This is a genomic window from Sphingobium sp. FG58 (assembly GCF_057809055.1).
Genome location: NZ_JBMDJF010000003.1, coordinates 257314 through 276433, shown reverse-complemented (window position 1 = coordinate 276433; position 19120 = coordinate 257314). Strand labels below are relative to the sequence as shown.

Sequence of the window (19120 nt, the reverse complement as noted above, 5' to 3'; positions counted from 1 at the left end):
CGCCGGGGTGACGGCTGTGCTTTACACAATCCCCGCCCGCTGCCGCACCGTCTGCTTCAATATGTCGAGCGGCATCGCCCCCAAAGTCAGCACGTCATGAAACGCCTTGATGTCGAACGCCGCGCCCTGCTTCTTCTTCACCTCGGCGCGCAAATCGTTCCAGACGGTATGGCCGATCTTGTAGCTGCACGCCTGTCCCGGCCAGACGGTATAACGGTCGATCTCGCCCTGGCTGCGCCCGCGCGCGATGCCGGTGGTGGCGATCAGATAGTCGGTCGCCTTCTCCCGGCTCCAGCGTTTGACGTGCATGCCGGAGTCCACGACCAGCCGCGTCGCGCGGAACAGCAGCGACTGGAGATAGCCGACCTGCCCCAGCGGATCGCCGTCGAACATGCCCATTTCGTCGGCCAGCTGCTCGGAATAGAGCGCCCAGCCCTCCGAATAACCACTATAGCCGCCGCGCCGCCGAATCATCGGAATGGCATCCGATTCCAGCGCGACCGACACTTGTAGATGATGGCCCGGCACCGCCTCATGATGGGTCAGTGTTGCAAGGCCAAATTTGGGCCGGTCGAACGTATCGCGCAGGTTGATATAATAGATGGCCGGACGTGATCCATCGAGCGAGGCGTTCTGATAATAGCCGCCCGGAGCGCCCGCCTGGATGGTGACGGGAACGCGGCGGACCTCGACCGGGGCCTTCGGGACCGTGTTGAACGCTTCGCCCAGCCGCTTCTGCATCGCGACGATCTGGACGTTGAGTTGCGCGAGCAACGCCTCGCGACCCGGATCCGTGTTCGGGAAAAGCTGGTCCGGGCGCTGGTTGAGGGCGACGAGGCGGTCGCCGACGCTCCCCTGGCTCATCCCTTCGCCCTTCAGGATCGTGTCGATCCGAGCGCTGATCTCCGCCACCTGATCCAGCCCGATCTGATGGATTTCATCGCCGGTCAGCGCGGTGGTGGTCGCCGCTTCGGCAGCAGCCGCGTAAAAAGCTTCGCCGTCCGGCAGACGCCACACGCCCGCATCATGGCTGGCTTTGGTACGCAATGCCTGCACCAGCGCGCGTTGGCGATCGAGCGCAGGGAAGATCGTGTCCGTGACGATCTTTTCGGCCTGCGCCGCGCGTTCGGGCGGCAGGCCAGCGGCAGCGAGCTTCCTGGCGAACGACGCGACAAGCACAGTCTGTGCGGCCGGCTGGTCGCGCAGCGACGCCTGCATCTTGAGCGTCGTGTCGAGAATATAGTCGGGCGCAAACACGCCCTTGGCCGCGTCCGCCTTCTGCCGCGCCAGTTCGCCGTCCATCGATGCAGGGAAGGCTTCGAGCCGGGCGAGATAGGCGTCGGCGTCAACCGCATCCTTCACCCGATGCTGCGAATCGAGGAAATCGGGCGTCTCGCGATAGCTGCCGGTCAGCTGGCTCAGCACATAGGGCGCATAACGGCCCGCCGTTTCGCCATAGCCAAAGCGTTCGCCGCCGATCGACCGATCAAGCTGATAGCTGACCACGTCATAGTCGAGCTTCGATGCATCGCTCAGCGTCTTGCGGTCGATGCTCGCCAGTTGCTTTGCCTGCGCCTTGCTGCGCGCCAGATCGCGCGCGACCCCGGCGGCGGACGTGTCGCTGAGCTTGCCGCGCAACGCCGCGCGCTCGCCCGTGTCGAGGCCAAGCCGGGTGGCCTGTTCGGGCGAATCCGCCAGTCGTTCGTAGAAAAAGCCGTCGAGCATGGCGCGCAGCCGGGCATCGGCAGCGGCGGGCTGGGCAAAGGCAGGGGTGGCAGCAGCGGTCAGCGCGGTCGCGCCGCTGGTGGCGAGAAATTGACGTCGGTTCACGACAGGGGACTCCGTCTGTCAGGGAAAAGGCGCTGAGGGGGACAACGCCCATGATGCCCCCTTGTGCCGCCCTTCCAAAGACTTGGCTAGGCCTTGCGCCGATAAGCCAGCCTTATGTTTCGCGTCGCTGGTTGCGGCTATACCGTCATTTGCCCATGCGATAAGGCGCGATCAGCCTAAATCGGGGAGAAGCGCCCATGACCTACACCCTCATCACCGCGAACCGCAATTATAGCAGCTGGTCGCTGCGCCCCTGGGTGCTGATGACCGCGTTGGGCATCCCGTTCATCGACCGGATCGAACCCTTCACGCAGGCTACCAACTATGCCGCCTTCCGCAGCTTTTCGCCGACGGGACAGGTGCCTGCCCTGATAGACGGGGAACGGACCGTGTGGGATTCGCTGGGGATCACCCTCTATCTGGGCGATCGTCATCCCGCCGTCTGGCCGACCGACGAAGCCGCGCGCGCCTGGGCGCAATGCGCGGCGGCGGAAATGCACAGCGGCTTTTCCACACTGCGCAACGATTGCACCATGAATGTCGGGGTGCGGGTCGAGCCGCATCTGCACTCGCCCGCGCTGAACAGAGACATTGGGCGCCTCGCCGAGCTTTGGGCCGAAGGGCTGACTTGCTTTGGCGGGCCGTTCCTTGCCGGATCGGCTTTCACCGCCGTCGATGCCTTCTACGCGCCGGTCGCGTTCCGGGTGCGGACCTATGGTCTGGATGTCGGCCCGGCGGGGCAGGCATGGGTCGACCATATGCTGGCGCACGCCGCGATGCAGGCATGGGAAGCAGCCGCCCTGGCCGAGACGTGGCGCGAGGACAGCCATGAGGCCGAAATCGGCGCGGCAGGGCGGATCATCGCGGATTATCGGGCGGTGTAACATTGTTGCCCGCCATATGGACAAAAGAGCAGTTTTCTGCCCGCTTCCCCCTTTTCCCTGGGCCATTCCGGGTCTAGGGGGAAACCACTATGGTTAAGCTCCGCACCCTCTATGAGAAGATCTGGGACGCGCATGTCGTCGAGCGCCGCCCGGATGGCACCTGCCTGATCTATATTGATCGTCACCTCGTCCATGAAGTGACGTCGCCACAGGCGTTTGAGGGGCTTCGTCTTGCGGGACGCAAAGTGCGTCGGCCGGACCTGACGCTGGCAGTGCCGGATCATAATCTGCCCACGACGCCGCGCCGCGACGCCGACGGCCATCGCATCCCGATCGCCGACCCGGAAAGCGCGCAGCAATTGGCCGCGCTGGAACGCAACGCGCCGGAATTTGGCGTGCGCCTGATCGGCGACGCCGATGTGGAGCAGGGCATCGTCCATGTCGTCGGACCCGAACAGGGCTTCACCCTGCCGGGCACGACTTTGGTGTGCGGCGACAGCCATACCAGTTCGCATGGCGCGCTAGGCGCACTGGCCTTCGGCATCGGTACGTCCGAAGTCGAGCATGTGTTGGCGACCCAGACCCTGCTGCTCAAGCAATCCAAAACGATGGAAGTCGTGGTCGAAGGCAAGCTGGGTTTCGGCGTGACGCCCAAGGATGTCGCGCTGGCGATTTGCGGGCATATCGGCACGGCGGGCGGCACCGGCTATGTCATGGAATATCGCGGCTCCGTGTTCCGCGATATGTCGATCGAGGGGCGGCTGACCGTCGCCAACATGTCGATCGAGGCTGGCGCGCGGTCGGGCCTGTTCGCCCCTGACGAGACGACCTTCGCCTATCTGAAGGGCCGCCCGATGGCGCCCAAGGGTGCCGACTGGGACGCAGCCGTCGCCTGGTGGCGCACGCTGGTGACCGACGAAGGCGCGCAGTTCGACAAGACGGTGGTAATCGACGCCGCCGACATCGTGCCGACCGTCACCTGGGGGACCAGCCCCGAAGATGTCGTCGCGGTGACCGGCGTGGTGCCGGACCCGGCGAGTTTCGAGGATGCGTCCAAGCGGGCGGCGGCGCAAAAGTCGCTCGACTATATGGGGCTGACCGCGGGGCAGAAGCTGGCCGACGTGGCGATCGAACATATTTTCATCGGCAGTTGCACCAACAGCCGGATCGAGGATCTGCGCGCCGCTGCCGCGCTGCTCAATGGGCGGCACATCGCCAGCGGCATCAAGCACGCCATGGTCGTTCCCGGCTCTGGCCTCGTCAAGCGGCAGGCCGAAGCCGAAGGGCTGGACCGCATCTTCACCGACGCGGGCTTTGAATGGCGCGAACCGGGCTGTTCGGCCTGCCTTGGCATGAACCCGGACAAGGTGCCTGCGGGCGAACGCTGCGCATCGACCAGCAACCGCAATTTCATGGGCCGTCAGGGACCGGGCGCGCGCACTCATCTGGTGTCGCCCGCGATGGCGGCGGCAGCGGCGATCACCGGCCGGCTGACCGACGTGCGCGAACTGTTGAAAAAAGAAGAGGGGATGGCATAGTGAAAAAGATTTTCTGGCTGCTGACGCTGGGCGCACTGGCCAGCGCGGCCATGGCCGCAACGCTGGGCCGGGCCGAGGACATTTCCGCCACGGAAGCAAAGCAGGCGCGCTGATGGACAAGCTGACCACGGTCGAGGGCAAGGCCTATCCGTTCGGGATGAAGAATGTCGACACCGACATCATCATCCCGTCGCACTGGCTCAAGACGATTTCGCGCAACGGCATGGGCAGGGGCGCGTTTGAAGTGCTGCGCAAGGAGCCGGGCAACGTCTTTGACGATCCGGCCTATGCGGGCAGCCCGATCCTGATCGCGGGCGACAATTTCGGCTGCGGCTCCAGCCGCGAACATGCCGCCTGGGCGCTGGGCGATCTGGGCATCCGGGTCGTGATCGCGCCGAGCTTTTCCGACATCTTCTCCAGCAATGCGTTCAAGAATGGCATTTTGACTGCCGTGTTGCCGCAGGAGGCGATCGACCGGCTGATGGAAGTCGCGCAGACGGACGACATCCATGTCGATCTGGAGCAGCAGACCGTCACGACCCAGTTTCAGGATCGTTTTAGCTTTGAAATCGACCCGTTCCGCAAACATTGCCTGCTGGGCGGTCTGGACGAGATCGGCCTGACGCTGGGCGATGCCGACGGCATCGGCGTCTATGAAGCAAAAGTGGCGCAGGATCGCCCCTGGATGATCCCCGCCGTTGCGTAAACGCGCGCTTCTTCCTATCTCTTATCGCACTATCGGGCTTTGGACAGGGCATTTGGCATGACGACTTTCGACGATCGCGAACGGGCCTTTGAAAATATGTTCGCCCATGACCAGGAAATGCAGTTCCGCATCCAGGCGCGCCGCAACCGCCTGCTGGGCGAATGGGCCGCGGTGAAGATGGGGCTGACCCCGGAAGAAACCGATTCCTATGCCAAGGCGGTGGTGCAGGCTGATTTCGAGGAAGCCGGTGACGAGGATGTCATCCGCAAGCTGGTGGGCGACATGACCTCCGCCGGGATCGAAATCGACGAGCCGGGCGTGCGCGCCGCGCTCGAAGAACAGGCGGTGATCGCTCGCCGCATGTTCATCGAAGCGCAGTAAGGCCGCCTGCGATGCCGATGGCCGCCGACGACATTGCCGACATGATTCGCGCCGCGATCCCCGACGCTGATGTCGAAATTACCGATCTGGCGGGCGACGGCGACCATTATGCCGCGCGGGTGGTAGCGGAAAGTTTCCGCGGCATGAGCCGGGTGGCGCAGCAACGCGCCGTCTATGCCGCGCTCGGCGGGCGGATGGGCGGCGTGCTGCACGCCTTGCAACTGACCACTGCGGTTCCCAACTAACGCGCATCACAGATTCGCGCCCGGTCGATCGGGCGCCAGACAGGAATGGACTTTCGATCATGACCGACGCCGTGCATCAGCGGATTGCCGACATCGTGAGCGCCAACGACGTGGTGCTGTTCATGAAGGGCACGCCGCTCTTCCCCCAGTGCGGCTTTTCCAGCCGCGCCATAGCGATATTGGAGCATCTGGGCGTCGCCTATGACACGGTCGACGTGTTGCAGGACCAGGCCGTCCGTCAGGGGATCAAGGCCTTTTCCGACTGGCCGACCATCCCGCAACTCTATGTGAAGGGCGAATTTGTCGGCGGCAGCGACATCATGATGGAAATGTATGAAGCGGGCGAACTGCACCAGCTGATGACCGATCAGGGCGTCGCCGCGGCGAACTGATCTACGTTCAGATATGACGTGATAAAGGGCGGTCCGATCATCGGGCCGCCTTTTTTATTGCTGGATTTGGGAGAACCACCGGGTTGGGGGTGCCGACGGAGATCGGTCAGCACCCCCAGGGTAGTTACACGGCGGGTTACGGCAATAACAGGTGCAACCGCCGTGCCAGAAACAGCAGGGCGCGCAAATCCGCTGTTACAAGGGTTAATGGCGCGCGCGACGCGGCGGCATCTGTCAAAAATTCCGACGGTCTGGTGTTCAAGCCGATGCACCTTGCACGCGGCTGCATCAAAAACTCCGTCATTCCCGCGCAGGCGGGAATCCATCTCCCACCTTATCATCTTGTTTTTAGGTTCGGAGATGGATCCCCGCCTGCGCGGGGATGACGTCAAAATCTGTGTACAGGCAATTTCTCAAGGATTCCTGCAAAGCAAGGATATTGGACTGTGAACATTGTCTATCAGCCCGCTTCCACCCCTATTGACTACAATCGTAATCAATGCGATTACACCTGTAGTTCAACAAGAGGCAAGAGACGCGTGGCGCAGACGGGTGAAAAGATCAGCGAAGCCGAACTGGTGGTGATGGAGGCGTTGTGGGAGCAGTCGCCGCTAACCGCCAATGATGTGGCCGATCGCGTCACCGACGCCCGCGACTGGAGCGCGCAGACGGTCAAGACATTGCTGTCGCGGCTGATGGCCAAGGATGTGATCGCCGCCGATCAGGATGGCCGTCGTTTTCTCTACCGCCCACTGGTCGCGCGGGAGGATTATGTCGCCAGCGAATCGGGGCGGCTGGTCAATCGGTTGTTTGGTGGGCGGGTGTCGCCGCTGGTCGCGCAACTGGCCAGCCAGGACCAGTTGACCGAGGATGACATTGCCGAACTTGAGGCAATCCTGAAAGGGCTGAAATCATGAGCGTCTGGATGGTCGAAACGCTGATTGCCACGACGCTGCTGATGGCGCTGGTCATGCTGCTGCGCCGACCCGTGGCGCGCTGGCTGGGGGCAGGGGCAGCCTATTGCCTTTGGGCGGTGCCTTTTGCCCGGATGCTGCTGCCTGCACTGCCCGGCGATGTCGCCAGCCCTTCACCCTTGCATGTCGCGGTCGATCAGGCGGGCCTGCCCGACCTTCTGACCGTCGCGCCGATGGCACAGGTGGCGACCGACACCGCCTTTCCCTGGCTGGAGGTCGGCATCGGCCTCTGGTTTGCCGGGATGCTGGCTTTCCTGATCATCCAGGCGGTCGGCTATGCGCGGTTCCGGCGGCACATGCTGACCGGCGCGACGCCGCTTGGCGAGGAAGGCCGCATCCGCCTGATCACCAGCCCGCACGCCAGCGGCCCGCTAGCCTTTGGCGTGTTTCAGCCCTTCATCGTCCTGCCCGCCGATTTCGCCCTGCGCTATGATGCGCTGGAACAGGAAATGGCGATCGCGCACGAACGCGCCCACCATAGCCATGGCGATCTGGCGGCGAACATGGTCGCGCTCGCGCTGCTCGCCATCCACTGGTGCAACCCCATCGCCTGGATCGCCTACCGTGCCTATCGCGCCGATCAGGAAACCGCCTGCGACGCGCGCGTGCTGGCGCTCTATGGCCAGGATCAGGCCCATATCTATGGCCGCGCCATCCTGAAAGCCGCCGGTGGCCGCCAGTTTGCCGCCGCCTGTCATCTGACCCGAATCACCACCTTGAAGGGGAGGCTCATCATGCTTTCGCGCCACGAAATTTCGCTCCACCGGATCAGCTGGGGCATGGCCGCCGTCGCCATTGTTACCGCCACGGGCCTGGCCCTCACCGCATCGGGCAGCCGCGCCGCGCAGCAGATGGCGGCGATCAGCGACACGGTCGAAACCGCAGACTTTGCACGGCTTTCCAATCTGGTGGCCCAACCCGCCGCCGCCACCGTACCGCAGACCGTCGATGAATGGCCGGAAACGCCCGCCGTCCCGACAGCGGCCAGGATCGACACCGAAATGGCCGCCGCCCCGCTGCCCGCGCCTACCGCCCCGATCGTCCCTGCCGCCGACATGATCGCGCCGGTCGCGCCAGTGCCGCCCATGCCCCCGGTGCCGCCTGTCACTGTGCGCGAAGAGAAGAACGCGATCACCATCACTCATGCCGATGGCCGGGTCGAGCGCCACCACATCCCGACTGAGGCCGAAATCCGCCGCATGGTGCCGCGTGTCGATGTCCGTAACGGCTGTGAAGGCGACCAGACCGTCAGCAAGCGCGAAAGCGTGGACAGCGATGGTCGCCGCACCATCCGCGTCCGCATCTGCGAGGCGCAGATCGAGGCGCAGGCCCATCGCGCCGCCCGCGCCGGGCTGATGGCAGCCCGCGCCCAGGTCGCCCGCGCCGCCCATATGACCGACCGCATCCGCGCCGACGTGCTGCGCGATCTGGACGATGAAATTGCCAAGATGGACGGGCAGGGGGACTGACCCGCGCTCGGCCGGCTCAACCGGATTGCGAAGGCGAAAGCCATCCATGGGTCTGCCTATGGATGGCTTTTTTACGTGCCGTGAAGATCAGGCCATCGGTGCGATCGCCTTCACTCGCAGCCCGAATCACCCGATGCCGCACAAATGCGTCGAGCGCCTGATCGGCATCGATCAGGCGCTCGGACAGGACTCGACGGTCCCAATATCGTAAAAGGCTTGCCGACCGTCGCAAAGGACGGCGGCGGGCCTCACCGCATGGCTTAGCCCTGGCGGGCCTTGAAGCGGCGGTTGGTCTTGTTGATCACATAGGTGCGGCCGCGACGGCGGATCACGCGGTTATCGCGATGACGGTCCTTGAGCGACTTGAGCGAGTTGCGGATCTTCATGGAAGTCTGCCTTCTTAGAATCTGGCTTTAGCGGAAAATCGAAGCGCTGCCCCTATGGGCGGGACGGCCCGAAGTCAAGTCCGGCGGCGCGACTTTTGCCTCCGTTCATCCCCCGTGCAGCAAGTTGATGGCTTGGAGCGTTGAAGGAATTATACCGTCCGTGCCGTTTAGCGGAATATGTCCCGTTGGAGTAGATGCCATGTCGAAGCGCCTGATCCTTGCCGCCAGCCTTGCCCTGTCCTTGAGCGCGTGCGCAACGGCGATTCCCCCGGTGGAGGTCACCCGCTTCCATATCGGTGATCCCGCGCGCAGCGGCACGATCGCGGTGGAGGAAATGCGCGGCAATCCCGATATCAGCCTGGAATTCCGCACCTATGCCGCCGCCGTGGCGCAGGAATGGCAGCGTGTCGGTTTCACCCCTGTTACCGCAGGCGCAACCAGCGACTATGTCGCGAGCGTCGCCTTCCGCCGCAGCTTCCGCCCTGCCGGTATCGACCGCAGCAGCGACAAGCCGGTCAGCGTCGGCGTGGGCGGGGGCATCGGCAGCGGCGGCTATTCCGGGCTGGGCGTGGGCATCGGCATCAACCTGTCCGGCAAGCCCAAGGATATCGTCACCACCGAATTGCAGGTGCAACTGCGCCGCCGCGCCGATTCGACGATGATCTGGGAAGGCCGCGCCCTGACGCAGGCCCGCGAAGGCACGCCCGCCGCGCAACCGGGCCTTGCCGCACAAAAGCTGAGCGCTGCGCTGATCGGGGGCTATCCCGGCGAATCCGGGCGCACTATAACCGTCCAATGACCATCTCCATCACCAGCGCATTCGACAGCGGCAATATCCGCGTCCTTTCCATCACCGACACGCCAGAGGCCGTCCGCGCCGAACTGGAAATCGTGACCGACCATCAGAGCGATTTCTATCAATGGTTCCATTTCCGCTTGGCCAACGCCGCTGGACGTGCGGTGGAACTGGCGATCGTCAATTGCGGCGGGTCGGCCTATCCTGACGGCTGGGCCAATTATAAGGCGCGGATTAGCGAGGATCGCGAGACCTGGAGCCAGGCCGATACCAGCTATGCCAATGGCACGCTGACGATCCGGCTGGAGCCGGACAGCAATGCGCTCTGGGTCGCCTATTTCGCGCCCTATTCGATGGAGCGCCACCACGACCTGATCGCCTTTGCCGCCTGCCAGCCGGGCGTCACCCACCGCGAACTGGGGCTGACGCTGGACGGCCAGCCGATCGACCTGCTGAGCGTAGGCGAGGGGCCGAAACAGGTGTGGCTCTACGCCCGCCAGCATCCGGGCGAAACCATGGCGCAATGGTGGATGGAAGGCGCGCTGGAACGGCTGTGTGACGAAGAGGATTCGGTCGCGCGCCTGCTACGGCAGCAGGCGACGATCCATCTGGTACCGAACATGAACCCTGACGGCAGCCGCCGGGGCCATTTGCGCACCAATGCGGTCGGGGTGAACCTCAATCGCGAATGGCATGAACCGTCCATGGAGCGCAGCCCGGAGGTCTTTCTGGTCCGCGCCGCGATGGACGAAACCGGCGTCGATCTGGCCATCGACGTGCATGGCGACGAAGCCATCCCCGCCGTGTTCATCGCCGGTTTCGAAGGCATCCCGTCCATCACCGAACACCAACTGACCCTCTACCACCGCTATCGCGACACGCTGGCGGCGCGCACGCCCGATTTCCAGACGCGGCTTGGCTATCCGGTGGCGGGGGAAGGGCGGGCGAACCTGTCCATGTCCACCAATCAGGTCGCCGAGCGCTTCGGCGCGGTGGCGATGACGCTGGAAATGCCGTTCAAGGATAATGACGACCTGCCCGACGCCGATTTCGGCTGGTCCCCCGCCCGCTCCGCCCAACTGGGCAAGGATTGCCTGGCCGTGCTGGCGGAGATGATCGGGGATATTTGACCCCACGCTTGATGCGTTATCACCCAAACTTCGTTCGTCCTGAGTAGCCATTGAGCGAAGTCGAAATGGCGTATCGAAGGATCAGGCGCTGTGCTTGATGCTTCGATATGGGCCTTCGACAAGCTCAGTCCCTACTCAGCACGAACGGCGATTTTAAAAATAGGCAGACAGCCTATTTCCAATCAAATGCCAGCGGCGCTTCCCGAAACGCAAAGCGGTCGAGATGCTCCGCGACCACCTGCTTGAAGCGCTCGACATCGGCGTCCGGGGTCGGCTCGATCGTCACCACCAGCGCCTCCTCTTGCGCGGCCATGCGGATCGGCCCCATCGGGAAGTGAATCACGCCCGCAGCTGCGTCAAACTCCGTCTCGAATTTGTGGCTCCAATGTTTGCATAGCTGCTGGAGATAGCGGCTGGCGTTGGGCGTGGGTACATGGGCGGTCAGCGTCATCACTTAGAGCCTTTCGATCTTGGTAGCGGCCTCGTCGATCAGGGACGCGACGTCGAACATGGTCTGGGCATCGGCCCCTTCCTTTTCAAGCCGCCCTTGGATCGCCATGCGCAGATTGTGCATGGCGCGGCGTAGGGGCGCGCTATCGGTGCGCTCGGCCTTTTGCGCCAGCGACGCGATCCGCTCCATCACCAGCGCCAGTCCTGCCTGATGCTCGGCCAGATAGCCCGTGCCTTCGTCGGTGATCGCAAACAGCTTGCGGCTGCCCTGTCCCGGTTGCTCGGCGATCAGGCCCATATCGGCCAGCAGGGTGAGCGTGGGATAGACCACGCCGGGGCTGGGCGCATAGACCTCGCCCGACAGGCTTTCAATCTCACGGATCAGGTCATAGCCATGGCGCGGCGTGTCGGCGATCAGCTTGAGCAGGATCAGCTTGAGCGCATCATTGTCGAACAGCCGCCGCCGCCCGCCACCGCGCCCGCCATGACCGCCCCGGCCACCGCCGCCCATCGGCCCATCGCCGAACGGATCGCCGCCACGCCCGAAGCCGCCGCGGCCAAAACCGTCAGGGCCGGCAAAGCGGCCATGACCGCGCAGGCCATGCCCATGGTGACGGCCGCCATGGCCGCCTTGCATGTGAGAGAAATGCATCATTTGTCTTTCAGTATGTTTCATGATGCTATGAGATATATCGTAAAAATCAAGATCGTCAAGATATACGATATATCTTTTGTATCTTAAGAGCGTCAGAGCGCGGCGAAATCGATCGTTGCGTGCCGGTCGAGAACCCGCGAATGATCCTCTAGCGGATATTTCAGACCGCTGGCGCAATTGAACAGCAGCGCACGGTCATCGCGTCCGATCAGCCCTTCGTCCAGCGCCCGGCTATAGGCGGCCAGGGTCGCCCCGCCTTCCGGGCAGAGCAGCAGGCCATCGTCGCGCGCCACATCGCGCACCGCCGCGCTGATTGCGGCATCGGACACGGCCAGCGCCGCGCCGCCGCTTTCCCGCACCGCGCGCAGGATCAGGAAGTCGCCCACCGCGCGCGGCACGCGGATGCCCATGGCGATGGTGTGGGCATCCTCCCAGCGTTCGGCGAATTCCACGCCCTGATCGAATGCTCGGACCATCGGTGCGCAGCTCTCGGCCTGCACCGCGAACATTTTGGGGCGCTTCGATCCGATGAAGCCGATTTGTTCCAGCTCATCAAACGCCTTCCACATGCCGATCAGGCCGGTGCCGCCGCCGGTGGGGTAGAAAATCGCGTCGGGCAATTCCCAGCCCAGCTGCTCGGCGAGTTCCAGCCCCATCGTTTTCTTGCCCTCGATCCGATAGGGCTCCTTCAGCGTCGAGAAATCGAACCAACCGCGTTCCTTCGCCCCTTGCCCGACGATCGCGCCGCAATCGTCGATCAGCCCGTTGACGCGATAGACCCGCGCACCCTGCGCCGCGATCTCGCGCACGTTGATTTCGGGCGTGTCGTCGGGGCAGAAGATGATCGCCTCCATCCCGGCGACGGCGGCATAGGCGGCCAGCGCCGCGCCCGCATTGCCGTTGGTGGGCATGGCGATCTGGGTCACGCCCAGTTCCTTGGCCATCGACACCGCCATCACCAGCCCGCGCGCCTTGAAGGATGCGGTGGGCAGGCGGCCCTCGTCCTTCGCGATCAGACGGGCGCCACCCATCCGCGCAGCGGTTCGCGGCAGCGGGATCAGGGGCGTGGCATTTTCGCCCAGGCTGATGATGTTGGCGGTGTGCCGAACCGGCAGCAATTCGCGCCAGCGCCACAGATCCATGGGCCGCTGCGCCAATGCGTCCTTGGTCAGCGTAGCCCGCACCCTCTCCAGATCATAACGCACCAGCAACGGCTTCCCCGCCGCCGACAGCCCATGCAAGTGGTCCGCCGCATAACGCTCGCCGGTCAGCGAACATTCCAGATGGGTGACGAAGGTGGGGCGATTGGTGGTCAGGTTCAGGTCGTGGCGCAACGGGGTATCCTTTGGTCAGTGCCCCCCGGCCCACTCTTGAAAACCCCTCCCGCGAACGGGAGGGGTGGATATGTCTTATTCCGGCGCTTTCGCCACGCTGACCATGGCCGGGCGCAGCAGCCGGTCCTTGATCATATAGCCCGCCTGCATCTCGATCAGGATCGTGCCGGGCGCGGCATCGGCGGAGGGGACTTCCATCATCGCCTGATGCTTGTTGGGGTCGAGCGGCTGGCCGACCGACTCGATCTTGCTGATGCCGTTGCGACCAAACACCGCCTCCAACTCGCGGCCAGTGGCTTCCAGCCCGACGACCAGACCCTTGAACTTCTCATCCTCGCGCAGGTCGGCGGGGATGGTGGCCAGCGCGCGGCTCAGATTGTCGGCCACCGACAATATGTCGCGGGCAAAATTGGTCGCGGCATAGGCGCGGGTATCGGCCAGCTCCTTTTCCAGCCGGCGGCGCACATTTTGCGTATCGGCATGGGCATAGAGAATGTCCTGCTTGGCGGTCGCCAGTTCCGCTTCCAGCGCGGCGATGCGCTCTGCACTGGCATCGGCCACGGGCGCATCCTCCGGCAATTGATCCACGACTTCGGTATTTTCGACGTTCAGATTTTCTTCGCTCATCTCATCAATCTCGACAGCGTTTGTGCGGTGAAATCCACCATGGGGATCACCCGTGCATAGTTCAAGCGCGTGGGGCCGATCACGCCGACCACGCCGACCACCCGGCCGTCCGCGCCACGATAGGGGGCGGCTATGACCGAAGAACCCGACAGGGAAAAGAGCTTGTTTTCCGAACCGATGAAGATTTTGGTCGCGCTGCCCGCCAATGCGCTTTCCAGCAGGCGGGATATTTCCTGCTTGCCCTCCAGCTGCTCCAGCAATTGCCGCACCCGCTCCAGGTCCGCTGCCGTGCCATCGTCGATCAGATGGGCCTGGCCGCGCACGATCAGCACCGGCCTGTCGTCGGCATCATGCGACCAGATGGCGATGCCGCGCTCCACCAGCTCCCGCGCCGCGCCATCCAGCGCGCTACGTTCGCTCTCCATCTCCTGCGCCAGATGATCGCCCGCCTGCCGCAACGTCATGCCCGCAAAGCGCGCCGACATGAAATTGGCTGCTTCGTTCAGCATGGAGGGAGACACGCCGGGCGGCAGGTCCAGCACGCGATTTTCGACCGACCCATCCTGCCCGACCAGCACGGCGAGCGCCTGCCGGTCATTCAATGGCACGAAACCGAACTGGCGCAACACCGGCTCGCGCCTTGGCACCATCACGATCCCCGCGCAGGCCGACAGGCCCGACAGCGCAGCGGTGGCGGCGGACAGTGCTTCCTCGATCGGCCCGGCCTCGGCCAGCCCCGCCTCGATCGCGCGCCGCTCCTCCGCCGATGGCAGCGCCGCCTGCATCATCCCGTCGACGAACAGCCGCAGCCCGGTTTCGGTCGGCATCCGCCCCGCCGACGTATGCGGCGCGGCCAGCAGGCCCAGCTCCTCCAGATCCTGCATGACATTACGGATCGAGGCAGGCGACAGGCTAAGCGAGGATATTTTGCTTAAGGTTCGCGACGCAACCGGCAGGCCCGTACCCAGATAGCTTTCCACCACCAGGCGAAAGACGTCGCGGGCGCGCTCGTTCAATTCGGTCATGGGTGTCGTTGGCGTCATCGGCACGATGTAGGATGGATTGCGCTTATGCTCAACGTCTGCGTGTCCGACCGGCCTATTGGGCAGGCTTGGCTTTCAGCATCGGTTCGATCCCCAGCAATTTGGGGATGCCGCCGATCGTCGTGCGCAGCTTCCCATAGCGCGCGTCCATACAGCCCGACTGATAATCGAGCCGCGTCGGTTTGGCCTCGCCCCGCGTCCATTCGATGCGGTATCCGGGCATATCGGTCGCAAAACGGGTGCAATTCTCGCCATGGGCGATCCGCTTTTCCGTGCCGACCGGCGGCTTGTACGGGGCCAGCGCCGCGCGCAGCTGCCGGTATTGCGCCGGGGTCACGGTAAAGCGCGTCGGCCCCGGCACGGCGGTGAATTTCTCCGGCTCCAGCAGGCCCGATCCGTCCGGTGTCACCCGCACGCTATAGGCCGGGCAGGCGCCAAAGCAGCGCCCGGCGGTAAAGCGGATCGTGTCGCCTGCCGCGCGCGGTATGTCCAGCTCAGTGTCGGCGGTGGCGCATCCCGCCAGCAGCGTCGCGGTGGCGGCTATCATCATTCTGATCATCATGGCCCTTCTTATCGCCTAATTGCGCGCTTGGCACTGGCAAGAAACGCCGCCGGGCGCTAAGCGCCGTCCCCTGACCGTTTTGGAGAAAAGAACATGCGTCCTTCCGGCCGCGCGCCCGACCAGATGCGCGACATCACCATGGAGCCAGGCTTCACCATCCATGCCGAAGGAAGCTGCCTGATCAGTTTCGGCGACACCCGCGTGCTTTGCACCGCGTCGGTGGAAGAAAAAGTGCCGCCTTTCCTGCGTGGCAAGGGGTCGGGCTGGGTCACCGCCGAATATGGCATGTTGCCCCGCGCCACCCACACCCGTGGCAGCCGCGAAGCGGCCAAGGGCAAGCAGTCGGGCCGCACCCAGGAAATCCAGCGCCTCATCGGTCGTTCGCTCCGCACCGTCGTGGACATGAAGAAGCTGGGTGAGCGCCAGATCGTGATCGATTGCGATGTGATCCAGGCCGATGGCGGCACCCGCACCGCGGCGATCTCCGGCTCCTGGGTCGCGCTGCGCATTGCCGTCGACAAGCTGCTCGCGTCCGGCGCGCTCAAGGAAGACCCGATCATCCAGAAGGTCGCGGCCATCAGCTGCGGCATTTATGAAGGCACGCCCGTCCTCGACCTCGATTATGCCGAGGACAGCAATGCCGAAACCGACGCCAATCTGATCCTGACCGGCGATGGCAAATTCGCCGAAGTCCAGGCCACCGCCGAAGGCGCGGCCTATGACGAGGAAGAACTGCTCCGCCTGCTGCGCCTGGCACGCATCGGCTGCGCCAAAATCTTCGCCGCGCAGGATGCCGCGACGGGGCGCTGAATCTTTTAATCCCTCCGTCATGCCAGCGAAAGCTGGCATCTCCCTTTTCTTTTGACGCCACGACAGCGAATGAAGAAGGGAGATCCCAGCTTTCGCTGGGATGACGGAAAAATAGCCCAGGGTGATATCATGACCGACCAATTCGGACAGGAACAGGCGATCCGCAAGCTCGCCCCCGGCAAGCTGGTGATCGCCAGTCATAATGCGGGCAAGGTGCGTGAAATCGCCGCGCTGCTCGGACCCTATGGGATCGAGCCGATCTCCGCCGCCTCGCTCGACCTGCCCGAACCGGAGGAAACCGGCACCACCTTCATCGCCAATGCGGAACTGAAGGCATTGCAGGCCGCCGACCTGTCCGGCCTGCCCGCGCTGGCCGACGATAGTGGCCTGTGTGTCGAGGCGCTGGGCGGCGATCCGGGGCTGTTTTCGGCTCGCTGGGCCGGGCCGGACAAGGACTTCACCCTCGCCATGCAAAAGGTCTGGGACGGGGTCACCGCCAAAGGCCCGGACGCCGGCCATGACGCCCATTTCATCTGCGCTCTCGCCCTCGCCTGGCCCGACGGCCATGTCGAAGCGTTTGAGGGGCGGGTCGACGGCACGCTCGTCTGGCCGCCACGTGGGGCCAATGGCTTTGGCTATGACGCGATGTTCCAGCCGCTGGGGTTCGACATCAGCTTCGGCGAAATGGACCCCGACGCCAAACACGCCATGAGCCACCGCGCTGATGCGTTCAGGAAACTGGTGGCGGCGGTATTTTGAACTGCTCATTCCTCCCCGGTACGGGGAGGTGGCGCGCGAAGCGCGACGGAGGGGGCGTTCGTCTGGGCATCACGGTTGCGTAAGGCGGCCAGCCCCCTCCACCGGCTTCGCCGGTCCCCCTCCCCGTGCCGGGGAGGAATTACCGCCCCCCGCTCGCCAACTCGATCGGCGTTGCATCCCCATCCAGCGGCCCTTGCCCAAAGGCATTGCCAGCAGGAAAATAGCGGCACACCAGATACTCATAATTCGCGCCTTCACCCAGCGCGCAGCCGACCTTGCGTGTGCCGCGCCAGATCATCTGGGTATAATGGCCGACATCCTGCCAGCGCCCGCTGGTGCTGAGGTCAGGCAATTTGCCCGCCGCCCGGAACAGCTTTTTCTCGTCCGCAAACGCGCCGACCATGACGCTATAGCCATAGAGGCGGCGCGGCCCCATCCACAGATTTTCACCGCTGGGGATCGCCCGGCTGCCGCGCGGGCTGTGGCGGAACGCACCAGTCTGCGCCATGTCGGCGGCATAGCGCGCCGCGTCCGCCGCCAGCGCCTCATCCCATTCCAGCGCTGGGACGCCGACCTGCGCCCGCTCGTCATTATGCGTGTCCAGCATCACGGCCCGCAGCAGCGGCTCGCCGCGCGCGGCTTCCTCCATGCCATAATAGGCGGCTGGCATGACCACCCCGGTCGGCGCCCCGACGGGCGCAGCAACCGCCGCCTTGCTCCCCGGCGCGCTATCGGACGCCGCCTGTGCGCCTGTCGCGACCAGCAACGCCGCCCATAGCCCGCCACGCAAAAACAGATTAGGGCTGCCCCCAGCCATGGCCGTCATTCCCCCCGAATCTCTATCCGCATCGGCGTCGGCCCCCGCCGACGCTTTGGCCTTATATATGCATTGGCCCTTTTGCGTATCCAAATGTCCCTATTGCGATTTTAACAGTCATGTCCGCGAGGGCATAGATGTTGAAGTCTGGCGCAACGCCCTGCTGGCCGACATGGCGCATGAAGCCGCGCTGACCGCAGGCCGCCCGCTCTCGTCCATCTTCTTTGGCGGCGGCACGCCCTCGCTGATGCCGCCCGCTTTGGTCGCAGACCTTATCGCAGCGGCCCAGCAGCATTGGGGCTTTACCCCGAATATCGAGATCACGTTGGAGGCCAATCCCAACTCGGTCGAGGCTGCCCGCTTTGCGGATCTCGCCGTCGCCGGGGTCAACCGCGTGTCGCTGGGCTTGCAGGCGCTCGACAATGACGCGCTCCATTTTCTCGGTCGCGCCCATGACGTGACCGAAGGGCTGGCCGCGCTCGACACCGCACAGTCGGTGTTTGACCGGGTGAGCTTCGACCTGATCTACGCCCGCCCGGACCAGAGCGAGGTCCAATGGCAGGCGGAACTGGCCCAGGCGCTCTCCTTCGGCACTGGCCATCTCTCGCTCTACCAACTGACGATCGAACCCGGCACCCGCTTCGCCACTTTGGTGGCGCAGGGCAGGATGACGCCCGCCGACCCGGATCATGGCGCAACCCTCTATGAACTGACCGCCGCGATGACCGGCGCGGCGGGCATCCCCGCCTATGAAATCAGCAACCACGCCCGCGCGGGGCAGGAGAGCCGCCATAACCTCACCTACTGGCGCTATGGCGATTATGTCGGCGTCGGTCCCGGCGCGCATGGACGGCGCGGGGGCATGGCGACGCAGCGCCACAAAAAGCCGGAAAACTGGATCGGCGCGGTCAGCCGCAACGGCCACGGCCTGCAAACCGAACAGCCCCTGGCAGGCGAGGAACGCGCGCGTGAGGCTTTGCTGATGGGGTTACGGCTGGGCGAGGGGGTCGATCTCGCCCGTATCGCGGCGCTGTCGGGCGTTGCTGTTGGCAAACTGGTCGATGACCGCGCCATCGACCAACTCACCGACCTGGGCCTCATCCACCTGACCGACACCCGCCTGCAAGTCGCGCCTGCGGGAATGCTCCTGCTCGACGCAATCCTGCCGGAGGTGGTGGCGATCTGAAGCGAGACGACTTCATGTTGTATAATATCCGTTCGTGCTGAGTAGAGACTGAGCTTGTCGAAGGCTCGTATCGAAGCATCGCGTCCATACGCTGTCCTTCGATACGCCATTTCACCTACGGTCGTCTGCGACTCCGACTTCGCTCA

General features: G+C 64.3%; 24 protein-coding genes. 14 read left to right on the top strand and 10 right to left on the bottom strand.

Annotation, left to right across the window (positions count from 1 at the left end; translation table 11 throughout):
- Positions 1 to 21 precede the first annotated feature (21 nt).
- Positions 22 to 1830: a DUF885 domain-containing protein gene (locus ACODR8_RS06085; RefSeq protein ID WP_489006394.1), complete on the bottom strand. Its 1809-nt coding sequence runs from the start codon at positions 1828 to 1830 to the stop codon at positions 22 to 24.
- Positions 1831 to 2027: 197 nt separating this feature from the next.
- Between ACODR8_RS06085 and ACODR8_RS06080 the strand changes: the two genes are divergently transcribed.
- The 6 genes from ACODR8_RS06080 (at position 2028) to grxD (ending at position 5976) form a co-directional block, all read left to right on the top strand.
- Positions 2028 to 2714: a glutathione S-transferase family protein gene (locus tag ACODR8_RS06080; protein WP_489006393.1), complete on the top strand. Its 687-nt coding sequence runs from the start codon at positions 2028 to 2030 to the stop codon at positions 2712 to 2714.
- Between the two features lie 89 nt (positions 2715 to 2803).
- Positions 2804 to 4252, top strand: coding sequence for a 3-isopropylmalate dehydratase large subunit (leuC, locus tag ACODR8_RS06075; RefSeq protein WP_489006392.1), 1449 nt, complete (start codon positions 2804 to 2806; stop codon positions 4250 to 4252).
- Positions 4253 to 4364: 112 nt separating this feature from the next.
- Positions 4365 to 4958, top strand: coding sequence for a 3-isopropylmalate dehydratase small subunit (gene leuD, locus ACODR8_RS06070; protein WP_489006391.1), 594 nt, complete (start codon positions 4365 to 4367; stop codon positions 4956 to 4958).
- 57 nt (positions 4959 to 5015) lie between these two features.
- Entirely contained in the window at positions 5016 to 5339 is a 324-nt protein-coding gene (locus tag ACODR8_RS06065; RefSeq protein WP_489006390.1) for a DUF1476 domain-containing protein, read from the top strand.
- Positions 5340 to 5350: 11 nt separating this feature from the next.
- The gene (locus ACODR8_RS06060) at positions 5351 to 5584 is read left to right on the top strand and encodes a BolA/IbaG family iron-sulfur metabolism protein (protein WP_006965900.1); all 234 of its coding nucleotides are present in this window, start codon (positions 5351 to 5353) and stop codon (positions 5582 to 5584) included.
- A gap of 59 nt (positions 5585 to 5643) precedes the next feature.
- The gene (grxD, locus tag ACODR8_RS06055) at positions 5644 to 5976 is read left to right on the top strand and encodes a Grx4 family monothiol glutaredoxin (RefSeq protein WP_217671615.1); all 333 of its coding nucleotides are present in this window, start codon (positions 5644 to 5646) and stop codon (positions 5974 to 5976) included.
- Here the strand turns inward: grxD and ACODR8_RS06050 are convergent.
- Positions 5952 to 6302, bottom strand: a complete 351-nt coding sequence (locus tag ACODR8_RS06050; RefSeq protein ID WP_489006389.1) for a hypothetical protein — start codon at positions 6300 to 6302, stop codon at positions 5952 to 5954. The genes grxD and ACODR8_RS06050 overlap by 25 nt on opposite strands.
- Positions 6303 to 6515: 213 nt before the next feature.
- Here ACODR8_RS06050 and ACODR8_RS06045 point away from each other — a divergent pair, with 213 nt between their 5' ends.
- Genes ACODR8_RS06045 through ACODR8_RS06035 form a run of 3 tightly spaced genes read left to right on the top strand, consistent with a single transcriptional unit; the run spans position 6516 to position 8630 of the window.
- Entirely contained in the window at positions 6516 to 6893 is a 378-nt protein-coding gene (locus tag ACODR8_RS06045; protein WP_119744706.1) for a BlaI/MecI/CopY family transcriptional regulator, read from the top strand.
- A complete protein-coding gene (locus tag ACODR8_RS06040) occupies positions 6890 to 8419 on the top strand; it encodes a M56 family metallopeptidase (protein ID WP_489006388.1) in 1530 nt (509 codons plus the stop codon). The genes ACODR8_RS06045 and ACODR8_RS06040 overlap by 4 nt, the downstream gene beginning before the upstream one ends.
- 46 nt (positions 8420 to 8465) lie before the next feature.
- A complete protein-coding gene (locus ACODR8_RS06035; RefSeq protein WP_489006387.1) occupies positions 8466 to 8630 on the top strand; it encodes a hypothetical protein in 165 nt (54 codons plus the stop codon).
- A gap of 49 nt (positions 8631 to 8679) precedes the next feature.
- Here ACODR8_RS06035 and ykgO read toward each other — a convergent pair whose 3' ends face one another.
- Positions 8680 to 8805, bottom strand: a complete 126-nt coding sequence (gene ykgO, locus ACODR8_RS06030; RefSeq protein ID WP_003046794.1) for a type B 50S ribosomal protein L36 — start codon at positions 8803 to 8805, stop codon at positions 8680 to 8682.
- Positions 8806 to 9004: 199 nt separating this feature from the next.
- On the opposite strand from ykgO, the gene ACODR8_RS06025 reads away from it, so the two are divergent.
- Together ACODR8_RS06025 and ACODR8_RS06020 are read left to right on the top strand one after the other, a co-directional pair.
- A complete protein-coding gene (locus tag ACODR8_RS06025) occupies positions 9005 to 9604 on the top strand; it encodes a hypothetical protein (RefSeq protein ID WP_489006386.1) in 600 nt (199 codons plus the stop codon).
- Positions 9601 to 10731, top strand: a complete 1131-nt coding sequence (locus ACODR8_RS06020; RefSeq protein ID WP_489006385.1) for a M14 family metallopeptidase — start codon at positions 9601 to 9603, stop codon at positions 10729 to 10731. The genes ACODR8_RS06025 and ACODR8_RS06020 overlap by 4 nt, the downstream gene beginning before the upstream one ends.
- A gap of 172 nt (positions 10732 to 10903) precedes the next feature.
- Here ACODR8_RS06020 and ACODR8_RS06015 read toward each other — a convergent pair whose 3' ends face one another.
- The 6 genes from ACODR8_RS06015 to ACODR8_RS05990 form a co-directional block, all read right to left on the bottom strand.
- Entirely contained in the window at positions 10904 to 11182 is a 279-nt protein-coding gene (locus tag ACODR8_RS06015) for a DUF2218 domain-containing protein (RefSeq protein WP_489006384.1), read from the bottom strand.
- A 3-nt stretch (positions 11183 to 11185) separates the two neighbouring features.
- On the bottom strand, positions 11186 to 11833 hold the full coding sequence (locus ACODR8_RS06010) for a PadR family transcriptional regulator (protein WP_489006491.1): 648 nt from the start codon (positions 11831 to 11833) through the stop codon (positions 11186 to 11188).
- 95 nt (positions 11834 to 11928) lie between these two features.
- Positions 11929 to 13170 (bottom strand): threonine synthase, encoded by a 1242-nt coding sequence (locus tag ACODR8_RS06005; RefSeq protein WP_489006383.1) that lies wholly within the window; start codon positions 13168 to 13170, stop codon positions 11929 to 11931.
- Positions 13171 to 13245: 75 nt separating this feature from the next.
- Complete coding sequence (gene grpE / locus ACODR8_RS06000) at positions 13246 to 13797, bottom strand: nucleotide exchange factor GrpE (RefSeq protein WP_294132824.1); 552 nt, start codon at positions 13795 to 13797, stop codon at positions 13246 to 13248.
- Complete coding sequence (hrcA, locus tag ACODR8_RS05995; protein WP_489006382.1) at positions 13794 to 14840, bottom strand: heat-inducible transcriptional repressor HrcA; 1047 nt, start codon at positions 14838 to 14840, stop codon at positions 13794 to 13796. The genes grpE and hrcA overlap by 4 nt, the downstream gene beginning before the upstream one ends.
- A gap of 55 nt (positions 14841 to 14895) precedes the next feature.
- Positions 14896 to 15390 carry a DUF6438 domain-containing protein gene (locus ACODR8_RS05990; RefSeq protein ID WP_489006381.1) on the bottom strand — a complete coding sequence of 165 codons (495 nt, stop codon included), beginning with the start codon at positions 15388 to 15390 and terminating at the stop codon, positions 14896 to 14898.
- A gap of 105 nt (positions 15391 to 15495) precedes the next feature.
- Here ACODR8_RS05990 and rph point away from each other — a divergent pair, with 105 nt between their 5' ends.
- Positions 15496 to 16212 carry a ribonuclease PH gene (rph, locus tag ACODR8_RS05985; RefSeq protein ID WP_088183292.1) on the top strand — a complete coding sequence of 239 codons (717 nt, stop codon included), beginning with the start codon at positions 15496 to 15498 and terminating at the stop codon, positions 16210 to 16212.
- 129 nt (positions 16213 to 16341) lie between these two features.
- Positions 16342 to 16971: an RdgB/HAM1 family non-canonical purine NTP pyrophosphatase gene (rdgB, locus tag ACODR8_RS05980; protein WP_489006380.1), complete on the top strand. Its 630-nt coding sequence runs from the start codon at positions 16342 to 16344 to the stop codon at positions 16969 to 16971.
- Positions 16972 to 17110: 139 nt separating this feature from the next.
- Here the strand turns inward: rdgB and ACODR8_RS05975 are convergent, their stop codons facing one another.
- The gene (locus ACODR8_RS05975) at positions 17111 to 17788 is read right to left on the bottom strand and encodes a CAP domain-containing protein (RefSeq protein WP_489006379.1); all 678 of its coding nucleotides are present in this window, start codon (positions 17786 to 17788) and stop codon (positions 17111 to 17113) included.
- Between ACODR8_RS05975 and hemW the strand changes: the two genes are divergently transcribed.
- The gene (gene hemW / locus ACODR8_RS05970) at positions 17787 to 18974 is read left to right on the top strand and encodes a radical SAM family heme chaperone HemW (protein WP_489006378.1); all 1188 of its coding nucleotides are present in this window, start codon (positions 17787 to 17789) and stop codon (positions 18972 to 18974) included. The two genes, ACODR8_RS05975 and hemW, sit on opposite strands and share 2 nt — an antisense overlap.
- Positions 18975 to 19120 lie beyond the last annotated feature (146 nt).

Coding starts and splice junctions, on each gene's coding strand:
- ACODR8_RS06080 (WP_489006393.1), top strand. CDS start 2,028: ATGACCTACACCCTCATCACCGCGAACCGCAATTATAGCAGCTGGTCG.
- leuC (WP_489006392.1), top strand. CDS start 2,804: ATGGTTAAGCTCCGCACCCTCTATGAGAAGATCTGGGACGCGCATGTC.
- leuD (WP_489006391.1), top strand. CDS start 4,365: ATGGACAAGCTGACCACGGTCGAGGGCAAGGCCTATCCGTTCGGGATG.
- ACODR8_RS06065 (WP_489006390.1), top strand. CDS start 5,016: ATGACGACTTTCGACGATCGCGAACGGGCCTTTGAAAATATGTTCGCC.
- ACODR8_RS06060 (WP_006965900.1), top strand. CDS start 5,351: ATGCCGATGGCCGCCGACGACATTGCCGACATGATTCGCGCCGCGATC.
- grxD (WP_217671615.1), top strand. CDS start 5,644: ATGACCGACGCCGTGCATCAGCGGATTGCCGACATCGTGAGCGCCAAC.
- ACODR8_RS06050 (WP_489006389.1), bottom strand. CDS start 6,302: ATGGATTCCCGCCTGCGCGGGAATGACGGAGTTTTTGATGCAGCCGCG.
- ACODR8_RS06040 (WP_489006388.1), top strand. CDS start 6,890: ATGAGCGTCTGGATGGTCGAAACGCTGATTGCCACGACGCTGCTGATG.
- ACODR8_RS06035 (WP_489006387.1), top strand. CDS start 8,466: ATGGGTCTGCCTATGGATGGCTTTTTTACGTGCCGTGAAGATCAGGCC.
- ykgO (WP_003046794.1), bottom strand. CDS start 8,805: ATGAAGATCCGCAACTCGCTCAAGTCGCTCAAGGACCGTCATCGCGAT.
- ACODR8_RS06025 (WP_489006386.1), top strand. CDS start 9,005: ATGTCGAAGCGCCTGATCCTTGCCGCCAGCCTTGCCCTGTCCTTGAGC.
- ACODR8_RS06020 (WP_489006385.1), top strand. CDS start 9,601: ATGACCATCTCCATCACCAGCGCATTCGACAGCGGCAATATCCGCGTC.
- ACODR8_RS06015 (WP_489006384.1), bottom strand. CDS start 11,182: ATGACGCTGACCGCCCATGTACCCACGCCCAACGCCAGCCGCTATCTC.
- ACODR8_RS06010 (WP_489006491.1), bottom strand. CDS start 11,833: ATGCATTTCTCTCACATGCAAGGCGGCCATGGCGGCCGTCACCATGGG.
- grpE (WP_294132824.1), bottom strand. CDS start 13,797: ATGAGCGAAGAAAATCTGAACGTCGAAAATACCGAAGTCGTGGATCAA.
- hrcA (WP_489006382.1), bottom strand. CDS start 14,840: ATGACGCCAACGACACCCATGACCGAATTGAACGAGCGCGCCCGCGAC.
- ACODR8_RS05990 (WP_489006381.1), bottom strand. CDS start 15,390: ATGATGATAGCCGCCACCGCGACGCTGCTGGCGGGATGCGCCACCGCC.
- rph (WP_088183292.1), top strand. CDS start 15,496: ATGCGTCCTTCCGGCCGCGCGCCCGACCAGATGCGCGACATCACCATG.
- rdgB (WP_489006380.1), top strand. CDS start 16,342: ATGACCGACCAATTCGGACAGGAACAGGCGATCCGCAAGCTCGCCCCC.
- hemW (WP_489006378.1), top strand. CDS start 17,787: ATGGCCGTCATTCCCCCCGAATCTCTATCCGCATCGGCGTCGGCCCCC.
- ACODR8_RS05975 (WP_489006379.1), bottom strand. CDS start 17,788: ATGGCTGGGGGCAGCCCTAATCTGTTTTTGCGTGGCGGGCTATGGGCG.